Annotated in this window: 14 protein-coding genes; 13 read left to right on the top strand and 1 reads right to left on the bottom strand. The window is 41.5% G+C overall.

The features are described 5' to 3' along the window. The first annotated feature begins 561 nt into the window (after positions 1-561). The 4 genes from F6K52_RS19820 (at position 562) to F6K52_RS19835 (ending at position 5,168) form a co-directional block, all read left to right on the top strand. Positions 562-1,749 carry an aminoglycoside phosphotransferase family protein gene (locus F6K52_RS19820; protein WP_293081352.1) on the top strand — a complete coding sequence of 396 codons (1,188 nt, stop codon included), beginning with the start codon at positions 562-564 and terminating at the stop codon, positions 1,747-1,749. 321 nt (positions 1,750-2,070) lie between these two features. Continuing rightward, a complete protein-coding gene (locus tag F6K52_RS19825) occupies positions 2,071-3,195 on the top strand; it encodes a T3SS effector HopA1 family protein (protein ID WP_293081355.1) in 1,125 nt (374 codons plus the stop codon). After that, positions 3,192-4,238 (top strand): aldo/keto reductase, encoded by a 1,047-nt coding sequence (locus F6K52_RS19830; protein WP_293081358.1) that lies wholly within the window; start codon positions 3,192-3,194, stop codon positions 4,236-4,238. The genes F6K52_RS19825 and F6K52_RS19830 overlap by 4 nt, the downstream gene beginning before the upstream one ends. 162 nt (positions 4,239-4,400) lie before the next feature. Then, positions 4,401-5,168: a peptidylprolyl isomerase gene (locus tag F6K52_RS19835; RefSeq protein WP_293081360.1), complete on the top strand. Its 768-nt coding sequence runs from the start codon at positions 4,401-4,403 to the stop codon at positions 5,166-5,168. Between the two features lie 355 nt (positions 5,169-5,523). On the opposite strand, the gene F6K52_RS19840 is transcribed toward F6K52_RS19835, so the two are convergent. Further along, positions 5,524-5,787 carry a hypothetical protein gene (locus F6K52_RS19840; RefSeq protein ID WP_293081363.1) on the bottom strand — a complete coding sequence of 88 codons (264 nt, stop codon included), beginning with the start codon at positions 5,785-5,787 and terminating at the stop codon, positions 5,524-5,526. 1,279 nt (positions 5,788-7,066) lie between these two features. On the opposite strand from F6K52_RS19840, the gene F6K52_RS19845 reads away from it, so the two are divergent. The 9 genes from F6K52_RS19845 to F6K52_RS19885 form a co-directional block, all read left to right on the top strand. After that, positions 7,067-7,753 (top strand): head GIN domain-containing protein, encoded by a 687-nt coding sequence (locus F6K52_RS19845; RefSeq protein ID WP_293081365.1) that lies wholly within the window; start codon positions 7,067-7,069, stop codon positions 7,751-7,753. A gap of 95 nt (positions 7,754-7,848) precedes the next feature. Further along, positions 7,849-8,730 (top strand): calcium-binding protein, encoded by an 882-nt coding sequence (locus tag F6K52_RS19850; RefSeq protein WP_293081368.1) that lies wholly within the window; start codon positions 7,849-7,851, stop codon positions 8,728-8,730. 277 nt (positions 8,731-9,007) lie between these two features. Then, on the top strand, positions 9,008-9,217 hold the full coding sequence (locus tag F6K52_RS19855) for a hypothetical protein (RefSeq protein WP_293081370.1): 210 nt from the start codon (positions 9,008-9,010) through the stop codon (positions 9,215-9,217). A 493-nt stretch (positions 9,218-9,710) separates the two neighbouring features. Next, positions 9,711-10,280 (top strand): TetR/AcrR family transcriptional regulator, encoded by a 570-nt coding sequence (locus F6K52_RS19860; RefSeq protein WP_293081372.1) that lies wholly within the window; start codon positions 9,711-9,713, stop codon positions 10,278-10,280. A 1-nt stretch (position 10,281) separates the two neighbouring features. Further along, positions 10,282-10,662, top strand: coding sequence for a VOC family protein (locus F6K52_RS19865; protein ID WP_293081375.1), 381 nt, complete (start codon positions 10,282-10,284; stop codon positions 10,660-10,662). A 17-nt stretch (positions 10,663-10,679) separates the two neighbouring features. Next, positions 10,680-11,246 carry a YbhB/YbcL family Raf kinase inhibitor-like protein gene (locus F6K52_RS19870; protein WP_293081378.1) on the top strand — a complete coding sequence of 189 codons (567 nt, stop codon included), beginning with the start codon at positions 10,680-10,682 and terminating at the stop codon, positions 11,244-11,246. Between the two features lie 33 nt (positions 11,247-11,279). After that, positions 11,280-11,420 carry a hypothetical protein gene (locus F6K52_RS19875; protein ID WP_293081381.1) on the top strand — a complete coding sequence of 47 codons (141 nt, stop codon included), beginning with the start codon at positions 11,280-11,282 and terminating at the stop codon, positions 11,418-11,420. 137 nt (positions 11,421-11,557) lie between these two features. Then, positions 11,558-13,711: a pentapeptide repeat-containing protein gene (locus F6K52_RS19880; protein ID WP_293081384.1), complete on the top strand. Its 2,154-nt coding sequence runs from the start codon at positions 11,558-11,560 to the stop codon at positions 13,709-13,711. A 178-nt stretch (positions 13,712-13,889) separates the two neighbouring features. Next, on the top strand, positions 13,890-14,212 hold a 323-nt coding region (locus F6K52_RS19885; RefSeq protein ID WP_293081388.1), incomplete at its 3' end, for a hypothetical protein.

Consider the following 14,212-nt stretch of genomic DNA (forward strand, 5'->3'; position numbering starts at 1 on the left):
CGGTTAGTCGGTTGGTAAGCATAAGCGCTACGCGCACGCGTGCGCGTTCAGCGGTCAGCGCTCAGCCGTCAGCCAAAGGCCAAAGGCTCAGGCTACTTGAGGTGCTTTGTGGCACAGGCTTTGGCCTTGGCCTTTAGGCCACGCTACGCGAATGGCCACGCTGTGCGAACGACCCTGGGAAATAACTCAGATTAAACAAATGGTTAGCTGTTTTATTCAAAAACTGTTCGCGTAGCTTGCGCCTAGGGCATTAGCTGTTCGCGTAGCTTGCGCGTAGCGCATTAGCTGATAGCTGAACGCGCACGCGTGCGCGTAGCGCATATGCTTACCCAATATCTCAGCTTATTCGGAGTCCTTGTGGCTCCGATTGATTATTTGCAAAAATCCCTAACCATAAGACTTTAATCAAGACCTTATGTCCAAAAAGTAAAGGTAATTCTATTGACTTTTTGGTCTGAATAAATAAAGATAAATAATTAATGAGGGGTAAGATAATGCGCTAGGCGCACGCTACGCGAACAGCAATTATTTTTTTTGTTAATTTTTTAGTTTAAAAAAACTATGGCATTTTTATTAAGTTCTAAAAATGTTTTCGAGTACCTGATTGAGCAGGGAATTTGTAATCAACAGGAAAAAGATCTGGGTAAAATTGAACCCAAGTCTGCCAAGAACTTTAATTTGCTCCTGACCTTACCAGAAGGTCGTAAGCTCCTAGTTAAACAAGAGCCTTACTACCAAGACGGTGAAACCGTAGGTGAGTTTGTGAAGGAATGGCGCTCTCAAGAGTTTTTACGACAATTCCCAGAGGTGAGTCACCTTGGGTCTTGGCTACCTGAAGTCCTCCATTTCGATCCAGATAATTCCATTATTGTTTTTAACTATCTGAGTGACTATCAAGACCTAACCGAGTTCTACGCTAAGGAGAATGTTTTTCCGAAAGCGATCGCTAGCTCAATTGGAGCGATGCTAGCTAGTATTCATCGTGCTACCTTAGGTAGTCAGGACTATCAGGACTTTTTTTCGGAAAAATCAGCAGCTCCATCCCCGGCTCAGGCTCAGAATATGACCAATAATTTGGAACGAATTGGTCCGGAAATATTTAGTCAAGTACCCGCAGATGGTCTGAAATTCTTTGCTCTTTATCAGCGCTACGATAGCCTCGGAAAAGCGATCGCTAAACTGAGTAATAGTTTTGATGCTTGTTGTCTGGTTCACAATGACCTGAAGTTGAACAATATCCTGTTACCCAACGATTGGGAGCAAGCAACGTCAGCCCCAGAGTCAGATGGCATCGTTGGACTTAGACTAATTGACTGGGAGCGCTCTAGTTGGGGAGACCCAGCTTTTGATTTAGGTTCAATTATCACCAGTTACCTGACCATCTGGCTAAGTAGTCTAGCGGTTAGTAAATCGATTGATATCGAAGAAGCATTGAATCTAGCGATGACTCCCCTGGAACAGATCCAACCTTCCATAGCTGCCCTGATTCGGACTTATTGCGATCGCTTTCCTGAAATTTTAGAGCGCTACCCTAATTTTTTGCAGCGAGTGATGCAATTTTCTGGTCTAGCCTTGATTCAAACCATCCAGTCAATAATTGAGTACCAGAAATCCTTTGGGAATACAGGAATCTGCATGCTTCAAGTAGCCAAGAGTTTATTATGCCGTCCAGAAGCATCCATCCGAACAGTTTTTGGTATCGAGGAATCAGAACTGATTGGTCTTAATCAGATCTTGCACCACGTTTAAAGTCAAGGTAGGCAATAGGCAATAGGCAATAGAGAGGCGTTGCTGATTCTGGGTATGGTTTCGCCCCCCTAGCCCCCCAATTTTGGGGGGAACAAAACTCTTAAAGTCCCCCAGAATTGGGGGATTTAGGGGGCTTTAATAAAACCAGATGATCGCGCATTCATTCCTTAATTCAGCAACGCTCCTAAATGAATTGTGATCATTTTTCTTCCCTGCTCCCTACTCCCTACTCCCTATTCCCTACTCCCTACTCCCTGTTCCCTGTTCCCTGTTCCCTGTTCCCTTTCCTATAACAAATAACAATTTTAAAACCACAACACTATGCAATTACTTGAATCACTACCAAATCAACTGCCAGATGCTGTACCTGAGCAGCTGCGAACTGCCCTAGAAGATATGGTAAAGCAGCTTGAGATTCAGGAGTCCAACTTCTCTATTCGCCATCGAGATTACAAACCCTTGGAACTTCCAGCGGAGGCAGTAGAACGTTTTGGGGAATTGTCCTTAGACTTGCAAAAAAAGTATCTGAGTTTGCAACTGCGGAGTTTTCTCTACGGGCTTTACTACAACGGTTCCCTAAAAGATGCTCTAGCCCTCAATGGCGATTCAGATGACCTGACACTGCACCAAAATTTAGAAAACAATACTTACCTGGGGATAGATTTAAAATTCTACCAAAGATTGGATGAAAGCAATACTGGTCAGGGCTATTTTGACCCGGATTGGCTAGTGCTAAGGCAAGAAAGTGATGGCACTCTGGCAGTAAATAAGGGGGGGTTAACTCTACATATCGATCCGGAGGAGCATTTACAACCAGAAGCACAATCTCCCGCTGTTGGGGACGACGTTGCGGTCTTGCTACCTCCGAATCTGGTACAAAACGGATTCTATATGGCAGTCGGGAATCTGGGTACCTATGACCATGGGCATCAAGATAGTAAAGGGGAAATTGTCCGCATCTACTTCAACTTAACTGCTGAAGGTGCAGTGGCGGTAATGGGTAGCCTGACGCAACAGTTAAATCAAATCTCGGTGCCATTCTCTTTTAAGGTTCTCTATAATCCTGAGGATTACAACCGCTACGACTCAGGAGTACTCTACTTTGACAACAACGACTATGAAGCAGTGCGGTTAGTGCTTCGGAAGGTTTATAAACAACACCAATCCCATTTTAAGCCAGAAGTACCCCTGTTCACCAAATTCCTAGCGCCAGGATTGGGGTTAGCGGAAGAACCAGACCAGAAATTTGCTGACCAAGAAAGTTTTGGCATGAACCGCTGTCAAATTGTTGCTAATGGCTTATTGGAAGCTCACCACAAAGGTGACGATTCTCCAGAAGCTCGCATGGCAGCAATTCTTCAACAGTTCTCTTTGTTGGAGATTGAATTGCAGCAGTGCTACCTAAATGCCAAATCTGAAGACATCTATACTCCCTTAGAGTTATGAAGCTAACTGATCTGACCAGCACCCTCACCCCATCCCCTGTTAAAGAAACGGTTTCTGATAGAGTTAAATTCCCAAAGTCAGATTTACCTTTTTACCGCAAACTGGGACGCACTGACTTAACCGTGAGCTGTCTGGGATTGGGTGGTGGGGGACACATTTCTAGTGAAGATACTCTCTACGCCTTTGACCAAGGAATCAACTACTTCTTCTACTCCAGCGATCTACATCACTATCTCTACAGTTCTATGGCTGGGGCGCTGCGCCAGCTTTGTGGACGGGGTTCCTCAGTTCGAGAGCAGGTAGTTCTGGCAACGGTAACTTATATGACCAGAAATCCTGATACCATATTGACTTATCTATACGATCAGTTTGTAGACTTGGGAATTGACTACATTGATATATTTTTTTGGGGTTGGATTGATGCTGAAAATGGGGATAATTTTGAGAAATGCTTGAATATTTCTAACGATCTGCGCGGTCCCAATACAGTTTATCAGCGCACCATAGAACGAGTATTTGAAACCTCAGAACGTCTCAAAAAAATGGGTGCTGTGCGCTATATTGGTGCGTCATTCCACGACCACGATCTTGCCCGAAAGTGGCTAAATAGCCCTTTATTAGATGTGGCCATGGTTCGCCATAACGTTGCTCACCGCACTGCTCAGCAAAAGGTGTTTGCGGATCTAGCTCCCGAAGACCCCCAGCGACCGGGTATTGTTACCTTTAAGTCAGCTGGAATGCAGACTCTTCTTTGGACTCCCCCAGAGGATATACCAGAAGACTGCTGGACACCTTCAGTACCAGATTTATATCGCTATTCTTTAAGTCAGAACTGTGTAGATGTCGCCTTGGCAGGTTGGAGCTCTCGTGAAGAAGTTGATGCAGCAATCAAAGGCATTCAGAAAGGCAAACTAACCCAAGCTGAACTAGATTATCTCAATCTCTATGGCGATTTACATCGTAACCGCATCAATATTGAAGAAATCCCAGCTGAACGCTTGATTTACCAACGTGATCCTGTTGTTAGTGGATCAAACAGATAGTTAGCCGTTATGTCACAGGCTAGAAGCCTGTGCCACAAAGCTAATCAGCCTATTAAATTTTCCCTTTTGAGGTTTATTTTAAGCTGACGGCTGACAGCTGACGGCTGATAGCTATCAGAATTTATACTGTTACACTACACCATTGATTAATCACAAAAAACCATGACACAAACGACAGAAACCTTAGAAAAACCGGTAGTAGTAGAAACATCTCCAGTAACGGATGCAGATATTATTACTTACCTGCGCCGTTCCAGGAAATTTGCTGAAATTGCTAGCTTAGCTGAACAAGATGCTTTGATTTTAGATCTGTGTGAGGAATTTAGTATTACCGTTTCCGATCAGGAATGGCAAGCGGCTGGAGATGCTTTTCGTGTAGAGCACAAGTTGCTAGGGGTTACTGAAACAAATAGTTGGTTTTCTCAGCAGAGGATTACTGTAGAAGAGTGGTCTGAAGGAATTAAAGTCCAGCTGTTGACGAAGAAATTAAAAGAGCATCTGTTTGGAGGAGCTGTGGATGGCAATTATCTTAGCAATCGCGAAAACTATAGACGAGTCGCCCTCTCTCAAATTCTTGTGGTTGACCTAGCCCAGGCTTTGAAAATAGTTAAAGCACTCCGCTATGACAACGCTTCTTTCTGTGCTTTAGCACTGGAACACTCGAAGGGCAAACAGTCTCAAGAAAATGGCGGTTTTGTGGGGATTCGCTTTCTAGTAGAACTTTCCCAAGACATTGCTAAAGGGATTTATGACGCTAAAGAAGGGGAAGTGATCGGACCGATTCAAACTAAACTTGGCTATCACATTCTCAGAGTTGAGAAGTGGTTTCCAACGGAACTAAGTGAATCAGTTAGAGAGGCAATTTTAGAATCCCTATTTCAGAATTGGTTACAGGAGCAAAGCCAGACTAATCCTGTAGAAAATTCGTAAGCAGTCAGCCGTCAGTTATCAGCAGTCAGGAGTCAGCTTAAGCTGTTGGCCTAGCCTGCGCGTAGCGCATTAGTTTACTCAGGGAGTATAGCATTTTTTAGCCTAATGAGGTATACATAATTTTTGCCATGTTACCTCTTCTCTTTTCCCTGTTCCCTGTTCCCTGTTCCCTGTTCCCTTATACCACTGATATAAACTATAAAATAAAAAACCCCCTAAACTTGCTTTTAGTTTAGGGGGTTTATCAATAAACTAACAGGTAATACCCTATGGTATTGTCGGTTAATTAGGTCGGATTAATGGAAAAATTTGGTACAATCACCCATTAAGGTAACTCTAATTTACCAACACCATGTTAGTGAACTTTTCTTGGTATTCTGGTACGAATTATTGGGAAGGTTTTGATTGGGAAGGTTTTGATTGGGAAGGTTTTGATTGGGAAAGTTTTGATTGGGAAGGTTTTAGAGAAAGGAATTGTGCGTTTGCTGAATGGTATATGAAATCCCCCCAATACAGAATCTATTTCCTGTTCATCAGTTAGCTCATTGAGAAAGCTTTCAGAATCATGAAACAGTTCAGAGCCAGCAGCATGTAATTCAGATATTTTGATCTTACTCATTTGATTTACTCCTTGACTACATTTATTTGAAGTCAACTGCGATTAGATTAGATACAGGATTAGACTTTGGGGAGCATGTCAATTTTGTTAATCCCTGGTTCAGATCCCCCTAAATCCCCCTTAGTAAGGGGGACTTTTGAATCTAATTACCCCTTTGTTAAGGGACTTTTGAATCTAGTTCCCCCTTTGTTAAGGGACTTTTGAATCTAATTCCCCCCTTTGTTAAGGGACTTTTGAATCTAATTCCCCTTTGTTAAGGGACTTTTGAATCTAATTCCCCCTTTGTTAAGGGACTTTTGAATCTAAATCCCCCTTTGTTAAGGGACTTTTGAATCTAATTACCCCTTTGTTAAGGGACTTTTGAATCTAATTCCCCCCTTTGTTAAGGGACTTTTGAATCTAATTCCCCTTTGTTAAGGGACTTTTGAATCTAATTCCCCCTTTGTTAAGGGACTTTTGAATCTAAATCCCCCTTTGTTAAGGGACTTTTGAATCTAATTCCCCCTTTGTTAAGGGACTTTTGAATCTAATTCCCCTTTGTTAAGGGACTTTTGAATCTAATTCCCCCTTTGTTAAGGGACTTTTGAATCTAATCCCCCCCTTTGTTAAGGGGGGTTAGGGGGGATCTATATACCTAATTACAAAGGTGACATTCTCCCTAGACTTTTAATTGTCTAGTCCTGTAATTTTCATTTTTAAATATTGGAATATAAAATTCAATAGTAATTAGGGATTGATTAGACCTAAATCAGAAGCTTGTGTCTAGGTTTTTTTGAAGTTATACCAGGCTAATAATAAGAGTTAAGGATATTTTTTTTAAGTTAATACATAGATATAAATAGTTTACTTGCGTCCAAAAATGATTGATTTTATATCAGCATATGACAACAGAGTTAACAGAATTTATGTCCAGGTAATTGTTGAAGACTTAAGGTCTTTAGTTGGGTCTAAACAATCTCCTTGATCAGCTTGACTTTCTTGGTTAAATTCAAAAAAATGATAGATAAGTAGTCAGCAGTCAGTAGTCAGCAGTCAGTAGTCAGCAGTCAACTAATAGGTGATATAGCAATTTTATATGCCATGAGGTACAAATGGATCCCCCTAAATCCCCCTTATCAAGGGGGACTTTGAGCTTGAAAAGCGTACCTCATAAATCCTATAAACGCTATAGCTGACTACTGACTGCTGAAGACTTACAAAGAAAGCACATGAATCCTGGCAATTAAGGAGTAGCTAAGGAGTAGCTGAACTTAAGCAAAAGGAGGTTGGTAAAAAAACAATGTTATCTAAGATACCTGTTTTACTAGCATTAGCTGTTAGTGGGTTAGATATTATTTGGATTGATCCAGTTAAAGCACCAGTTGTTAGTCAGCTTAATACCATGAGTGTTCAAGGTAGTAGTGTTTTAAAAACGGAAAGCAGAAAAGTTAGCCCTTTTACTGCGATTGACGTTAGTGGTAGTTATGAGATTGAACTAGTTAGTCAGCAAACTACCAATCTTGAAATTAGCGGTGATGATAATATCTTGCCCTTAATTATTACAGAAGTAAGGGATAATACCCTATTCATTTATCCTGAAAAAAGTATTTCTCCTAAAACCGTCTTAAAAATTAAAGCATCTAGCCAAAGCATCGAGCAACTATCTACCCATGGCGCTAATTATGTGAAAGTTTACAATGTCAATAATCAGCGGTTAAATATTAAGGGAAATGGTAGCGGTAAGACTGAACTATATGGCAAGACCAAAGAGCTCTATCTCAAGGTATATGGAGCGGTTGATGTCAATGGTAAAAATCTTTCCTCTATAAAAGCTAAGGTTGACCTATTTGGTGCTTCTCAAGTCGATGTTTATGCCACTGAAGAGCTTAGTGCTAGTGTATTTGGCTTAGGAAATATCAATTATTACGGCAATCCCAAAACCGTAATTAGAAACATATTAGGATTAGGCTCGATTACTAAATTTTAGCAAGGCAAAAGGCAAAAGGGGACTGGGTTCTATCTTTTTAATGTGATTTCACTAATATACAGTTTAAATGCACAACAGCTTAAGGAGTAAAAACAATGTTTTTATCTAGAATTAGTTTATTTGATGGAAGTGACGATAGATTTTTTTCTGGATCTGAGTTTGGCATTAAGCTAGAGGAATTCAATCCTCTTGCCTTTCTTGATGCAGTCGCTCATGGGGAGGGGCTGTGTGCGGAACCTGCGTCCGCACCTTGTAAGCCCCGTGGAAACCCCCAAGACCGCGCTGCATCGCTTTTGAAATCTAGAGTCGGCATTTCTTCGTTGAATAGCAGCTTTAGTCGAAATCAGATTTCTGGAGGGAGAAGCAATGACATTCTGGTAAGTAGAGCAATCAGTGCGACTTTCAACGGTGGTAAGGGTAGTGACATTCTGACTAGCATTAGTGGTGGTAATAATGTCTTTTCTGGAGGAGAAGATAATGACATTCTTTTAGGTGGAATAGGAAATGATACTCTTGATGGTGGGGAAGGTAATGACATTATTGCTGGCCTTAGTGGAGATGACTCGATTTCTGGCGGATTAGGGGATGACACTCTCACAGGTGGAGGTATTTTCTTGTCTAAAGACGGTAACTCTACTACTATCAAAGTCAGTGATACTAGTGGCATTGATACTCTTAGTGGTGGGGAGGGAGCCGATAGATTAGTGCTAGGGGGAAAGTCTCAATTTTTCCCTGAAACTACTGTGATTCAATATGATGAAGCAGGGAATGATGACTATGCTCTGATTACGGATTTTGATACTACCGAGGATGTTATTCAACTTGGTGGTTCTAAAAGTGATTATCGCTTGGGTTCAGCGCCGATTGGTTTACCGTCAGGTACAGGAATATTCCTAGGAAATGAGCTAACTGCTATTGTCCAAGGGAGTTCAGAGCTTGATCTTAGTGCTAGCTATTTTGAAGGTTCAGAAGGGTAGGTTGAAGGTATAAAGTTGTTTGGTTGAAGGTTCTTTGGTTGAAGGTTGTTTAGTTGAAGGTTGTTTAGTTGAAGGTTGAAGGTTGTTTAGTTGAAGGTTGAAGGTTGTTTAGTTGAAGGTTGAAGGTTGTTTAGTTGAAGGTTGAAGGTTGTTTAGTTGAAGGTTGTTTAGTTGAAGGTTGAAGGTTGAATTCTTAATTCACCATTCTTCATTCCCTTGACAACTAAAATTATAATCATTATAATAATCATTGTAAGCGTAATTAAGTTTTTTACTCATGTCTACAGACTTTATTCCGAATCACGACAATAATCCTAAGAAACAACGTATTAAGTGCATTAAGGGCTCTCCTGAAGCAGTAATGAATACTATTTACGGCCTTTCTGCACTGGGGTATGGGTCGGTTTCCGACTGGAGCCCTTTGCAGGCAACGGGGATTCCTGGGCAAGTAATTACTTTTGCAACCAAGTATCAAACTTGGCGTTAATAGGTTAAATTTATGGGGGGGTTTCCCCCCCGGTCTGGTCCGGTAGGATCACATCGGGATTGATTCGGAAACTGATAGACATGACATAGCGTTTACAGTATTGATATAGCCGTGGATAGTATTTCTACGGCTATTTTTTTTTGTAAGCATTTAGCTTTTGATTGGGGCTACACCTATGGTGGGCAGTGCCTAGCAACGGGCTTTGTCAGCTGATCTGATCTGTATCAAGCACTGCCCACTCTACATCAACTAAAATTAATTTGCGGTTACACCTATGGTGGGCAGTGGCTACCAAGGGGCTTTGTCAGCTGATCTGTATTAAGCACTGCCCACCCTACATCAACTTGCTTTGAAGCCTAAACAATTGCCCCCCCTGCGCTGTGAGCTTGAATGGGCGAAGCGCCAAAAATACTTTGACTTTCTAGCAAATATACTACATACTAGTAGGTATGCTATTAAAGTGCAATGATTATTTTCTGGCAAAGGATTTAAAATGAGTTCTGCAAAAGAGGCCATACTAAGCGCAACAGAGACTTTGCTTTGGGATAAAGGGTATTCTGCCACAAGCCCGAAGATGATCATGCGTGAAAGCGGTGTTGGCCAAGGTAGCCTATACCATCATTTTGAAGGTAAGCCCGACTTAGCGGCTCAAACCCTCGCGATAGTTCTGGAAAGAAAATTACATAGATTAAGAGATAGTATTTTTGCAACGGATACAGAGCCGCAAGATCAAATTCATACATACCTCAATCGCCCTCAAAAAAAGATCAATGGCTGTCAAATGGGTCGCATGGCTTATGATGCAGAGGCCATGCAGATTGATGAATTAAGAGGATCATTGATCGAATACTTTGATACGCTTCATGAACTTTTATTTTCATGCTTAAAGTCACTTGAACATTTTAAGTCCAAATCTGATGAAGAAAATCACAACACAGCATGGGCAATTATAGCCAATGTTCAAGGCGCGTTTTTACTTGCACGCGCGTATCAGAAACCAGAATTCTACCATAATGCAATAACCGGCCTTTGGGATTTACTCTTTGGCAGAAAGGAGGCATGACATGCATATACGTAGCCTAGACCATCTTGTTTTAACGGTTAAATCTCTGGATTTAACTCTCGCTTTTTATAAAGCTTTAGGCATGGAAGAAGTGACCTTCGGCAATAACCGAAAAGCTCTGATATTTGGTTCTCAAAAAATTAATCTTCATGAAGCTGGCCAAGAATTTGAGCCAAAGGCACAAACGCCAACGCCAGGCTCAGCCGATTTATGTTTCATTGTTGATACACCGCTTGATGAGGTTATCAAAGAGCTTGAGCAAAGCGGCATCGAAATTATAGAGGGTTCTGTCTATAGAACTGGAGCCGTATCAGCTTTGAGATCAGTGTACGTGCGTGATCCTGATCAAAATCTAATCGAACTCTCAAACCCATCTCCATAAAAAAGAAAGGTATAATCATGACAAACAAAATTAAGATATTTTTAGTAGCAGTTCTGTTATCCATATCAGCACTCTCTTATCCCGTGCTGGCTAAAAGCGTAGAACTAACGGTGACTTCGGACAGCTTTAAAGAAGGCGATATATTATCCCTCGATCATGTCTATAAGGGTTTTGGCTGTGAGGGCGGCAATCTATCACCACAACTTTCTTGGAGCGGTGCGCCAGAGGGCACAAAGAGCTATATAGTAACAGCCTATGATCCAGATGCACCAACAGGCTCAGGATGGTGGCATTGGACAGTCTTTAATATTCCCGCTTCTGTAACAAGCCTTGCTGAAGGTATTGGACAAAAGGCTGACTTACCAGAAGGCGCAGTGGAAGGAAAAACAGACTTTGCTTCTAACGGTTTTGGCGGTGCATGCCCACCAGAAGGTGATGAAGCCCATCGTTATATTTTCACAGTTTATGCCATGCCAGATCAAACTTTGCCTCTAGATGTAAATGCGCCAGGAGCGATGGTCGGATTTTTTGCTAACGGCCAAGCTTTGGCAAAAGGGCAGATAACAGCTAAGTATTCAAGATAGAGAAAAAATTAAAAAGAATAAGGTTTCAAGGGAATGGTGCGATGGGCTACGCGCAGCCAAAGGCGATTGGCCGTAGCCCATCGCCTTTGCGAACGGAGTATTGCAACGGTAGAATTCGGTTTCAGCTATAACAACGTATTTGTGGGTTTCTGTCCGAAACAGTCTGTAGATTAATCAACACAATAAGGCAAGGTTTATTAAGAAGTATTTACCATTTATTGACAATAACTGCTTCTTAGACTAAACTTATCTAACTAAAGTTCCCTATTCCTTCTTACCTGTTCCCTTTACTACATATATGACTATGGCTGATGAAAGCTAATAAAGTTCTGGAAAAGTATGCAGCAGGAGAAAGGGATTTCCGCAGGGAAAATCTTAGAGGTCAATCGTTTCAGGGGCAAGACCTTTCAGGGGCGGATTTTAGTGAAGCTGATATTAGAGGCACAAATTTTGAGAATGCTATCTTAAGGGATACTAGGTTTTGTAGGGCTAAGGCGGGATTACAAAAACGGTGGGTAATTGTTCTTCTGTTGCTTTCATGGATAACGTCAGGAGTATCAGGATTTACCAGCTTCTCTGGTAGGTTTTTAGTAGCGCTTATATTTACCTCTCAAAGCGTGGTAGAGCAAGTCTTCGCCTGGATAGCTTTGGTTGTAATAATTTTCTTATTTATTGTTACCCTTCGTCAAAGTATGGAAAAAGCTGGAACTTTGGCCATAGGCATTGCCGGAACCGGAGCTTTGATTCTAGCCGTTGCTGGAACCGTGTCTGGAGCCGGAACCGGTGCCCGTACAGGAGCTTTAGTCGGCGTTGCCGGGTTTGTAGGCGCAGTCGGAGCCGGAGCCGGAGCTGGTGCTGCTGCCGTAGTCGTGGGATTTACCCAAGCTCTAGGGGTAGCTGGTGCCGGTGCCGTAGGCGGAGTTTTTGCCTTTGCCGTTGCCGGAGCTGTAGCCTTTGCCGTTGCCGGAGCTGTAGCCTTTACCTTTTCCGGAGCTTTTGCTGGAGAGTTAGCCGGAGTTATAACTATAGTTCTAGCCTTACTTGGGACTTACCTGGGCTGGCGTGCTCTAAAGGGGGACCTCAAAGATGCCTGGATTCGTACTATTGCTATTGCTTTTGCCGCCACAGGAGGTACTAGTTTTTACAAAGCCGATTTAACTAATGTTGATTTTACTGGAGCTACCCTCAAAAGTACAGATTTAAGAGAAGCTAATCTTACTTATACTTGTTGGCACAATACTATTAAGCTTGACCAAGCAAGACTAGGTAATACTATCTTAGCTGATACAGCTGTCAGAGATTTATTGGTTAGTGGTAACGGTTACAATAATTCTTATGTTAAGGGTAATCTTAGGGGGGCAAATTTAAAAGGAGCTAATCTAAATAAAGCTAATCTAAAACTGGCTGATATTAGTGATGCAATTTTAGAGGATGCTAATTTAGAATGGGCTAATTTAACGGAAGCTCAAGCAGTTGGTACTGATTTTACCCATGCTTATTTTACGGGGGCTTGTTTAGAAGCGTGGAATATTGATTCAACAACTAGCTTTACTGATGTTGATTGTCAGTATGTGTTTTTACTAGAGAATCCCAATGCGATGGGAAGTCGAGAGCGCCGCCCCCATGACCCTAATCGGGTTTTTCAACCAGGGGATTTTGAGAAGCTTTATCAGCAGGTTATGAATACGGTGCAGATTCTTCTGCGTAATGGGGTTAATCCAGAAGCATTTCGTCAATCCTTTCAAGAATTAATAGCGGAAAATCCTGAAATTACTGGTGATTCGATTCAAGGAATTGAGAGGAAGGGCAATGATATTTTACTGACGTTGGAAGTTCCAGAATCAACAGATAAGGGTAAAGTTGAAAGAGAATTTTTGGCAGTTTATGAAGCTAGGCTGGAAGCAGCGAAACAAACGGCTCTGCTAGAAGCAGAAAGAAGTCATCTCAAGGATGTTAAGGAAATTGTTAGAGCTGCTTTCACTAGTAATCAGTTATCGAATCCTACAATAAATCTTACAAATACAGTTCAAGCGGATAATGATATGTCAGATAATTCACAGAGTTTTGATATAGATAAAATTAAAGCTAATAATCCTAAGGTTAATACTATGTCTAACATTCAAGGTAATCAATACAATAAATCTAATCTTGTCAATAATTCTAATCTTGGTGGTATTGCTGGGAGAGATTATAATGGGAATGTTATACATAACCCTGCTTCTGGCAACAATCTAGCCGAAGCAGCAGCTGAAATTCAGCAATTACTCAAACAACTAGAGCAAACCAACCCTACTGCTACAGAGGAACAGCAAGAAGCTTTTGTCAGTGCAGCCATTACACCAACCAAGAAGGAAAGGCTAATTCATGCTCTCAAGGAAGGTGGTCAAGCAGCAATTGAAGAATTCCTTGATAACTCATATTTGAATGTAGCAATTAGAATTATTGAAGGGTGGAGAAACCCTTAATTTTAGGCACTTCTGAATCTTTGAATGAATATTAGTGGAGTGGGCATCCTGCCTGCCAGAAAAGATCAGGAACAGGCAAGATGCCTGTTCCACAAAACTCTTAAAATCATTCTATTATTAAGTAACGCTATCCATATTCCTTATTTAAGAATTAAATGTATGACAAACACTAATTACAATGAATAATGATATTAATAACTCTAATCTTGGTGGTATTGCTGGCAGAGATTATACAGGGGATGTCATACACATACACAATTACTTCTACTATAGAGAAGCTATAAGGGGTAAACCTGTCGAGTCTGACAAAACACCTGTTCAAAAAATTATTTGTCCTTATCGAGGTTTGTTTCATTTTGGTCCCAATGATGCTAAGGTTTTCTTTGGGCGTGATGTGTTTGTAGAAAAACTTGTTGAAGCAAGTCAAACCCGTAATTTTATTCCGGTGCTGGGTGCGTCGGGAAGTGGTAAGTCTTCAGTGGTTTTGGCAGGGTTAGTCCC

This window comes from Moorena sp. SIO3H5 (genome assembly GCF_010692395.1).
In the GTDB taxonomy this organism is placed as follows: domain Bacteria; phylum Cyanobacteriota; class Cyanobacteriia; order Cyanobacteriales; family Coleofasciculaceae; genus Moorena.

Excerpts from the sequence above, each read along its gene's own strand:
- F6K52_RS19855 (WP_293081370.1), top strand. The coding sequence starts at position 9,008 with ATGTCTACAGACTTTATTCCGAATCACGACAATAATCCTAAGAAACAA.
- F6K52_RS19845 (WP_293081365.1), top strand. The coding sequence starts at position 7,067 with ATGTTATCTAAGATACCTGTTTTACTAGCATTAGCTGTTAGTGGGTTA.
- F6K52_RS19820 (WP_293081352.1), top strand. The coding sequence starts at position 562 with ATGGCATTTTTATTAAGTTCTAAAAATGTTTTCGAGTACCTGATTGAG.
- F6K52_RS19830 (WP_293081358.1), top strand. The coding sequence starts at position 3,192 with ATGAAGCTAACTGATCTGACCAGCACCCTCACCCCATCCCCTGTTAAA.
- F6K52_RS19850 (WP_293081368.1), top strand. The coding sequence starts at position 7,849 with ATGTTTTTATCTAGAATTAGTTTATTTGATGGAAGTGACGATAGATTT.
- F6K52_RS19825 (WP_293081355.1), top strand. The coding sequence starts at position 2,071 with ATGCAATTACTTGAATCACTACCAAATCAACTGCCAGATGCTGTACCT.
- F6K52_RS19880 (WP_293081384.1), top strand. The coding sequence starts at position 11,558 with ATGAAAGCTAATAAAGTTCTGGAAAAGTATGCAGCAGGAGAAAGGGAT.
- F6K52_RS19870 (WP_293081378.1), top strand. The coding sequence starts at position 10,680 with ATGACAAACAAAATTAAGATATTTTTAGTAGCAGTTCTGTTATCCATA.
- F6K52_RS19860 (WP_293081372.1), top strand. The coding sequence starts at position 9,711 with ATGAGTTCTGCAAAAGAGGCCATACTAAGCGCAACAGAGACTTTGCTT.
- F6K52_RS19840 (WP_293081363.1), bottom strand. The coding sequence starts at position 5,787 with ATGAGTAAGATCAAAATATCTGAATTACATGCTGCTGGCTCTGAACTG.
- F6K52_RS19875 (WP_293081381.1), top strand. The coding sequence starts at position 11,280 with ATGGTGCGATGGGCTACGCGCAGCCAAAGGCGATTGGCCGTAGCCCAT.
- F6K52_RS19865 (WP_293081375.1), top strand. The coding sequence starts at position 10,282 with ATGCATATACGTAGCCTAGACCATCTTGTTTTAACGGTTAAATCTCTG.
- F6K52_RS19835 (WP_293081360.1), top strand. The coding sequence starts at position 4,401 with ATGACACAAACGACAGAAACCTTAGAAAAACCGGTAGTAGTAGAAACA.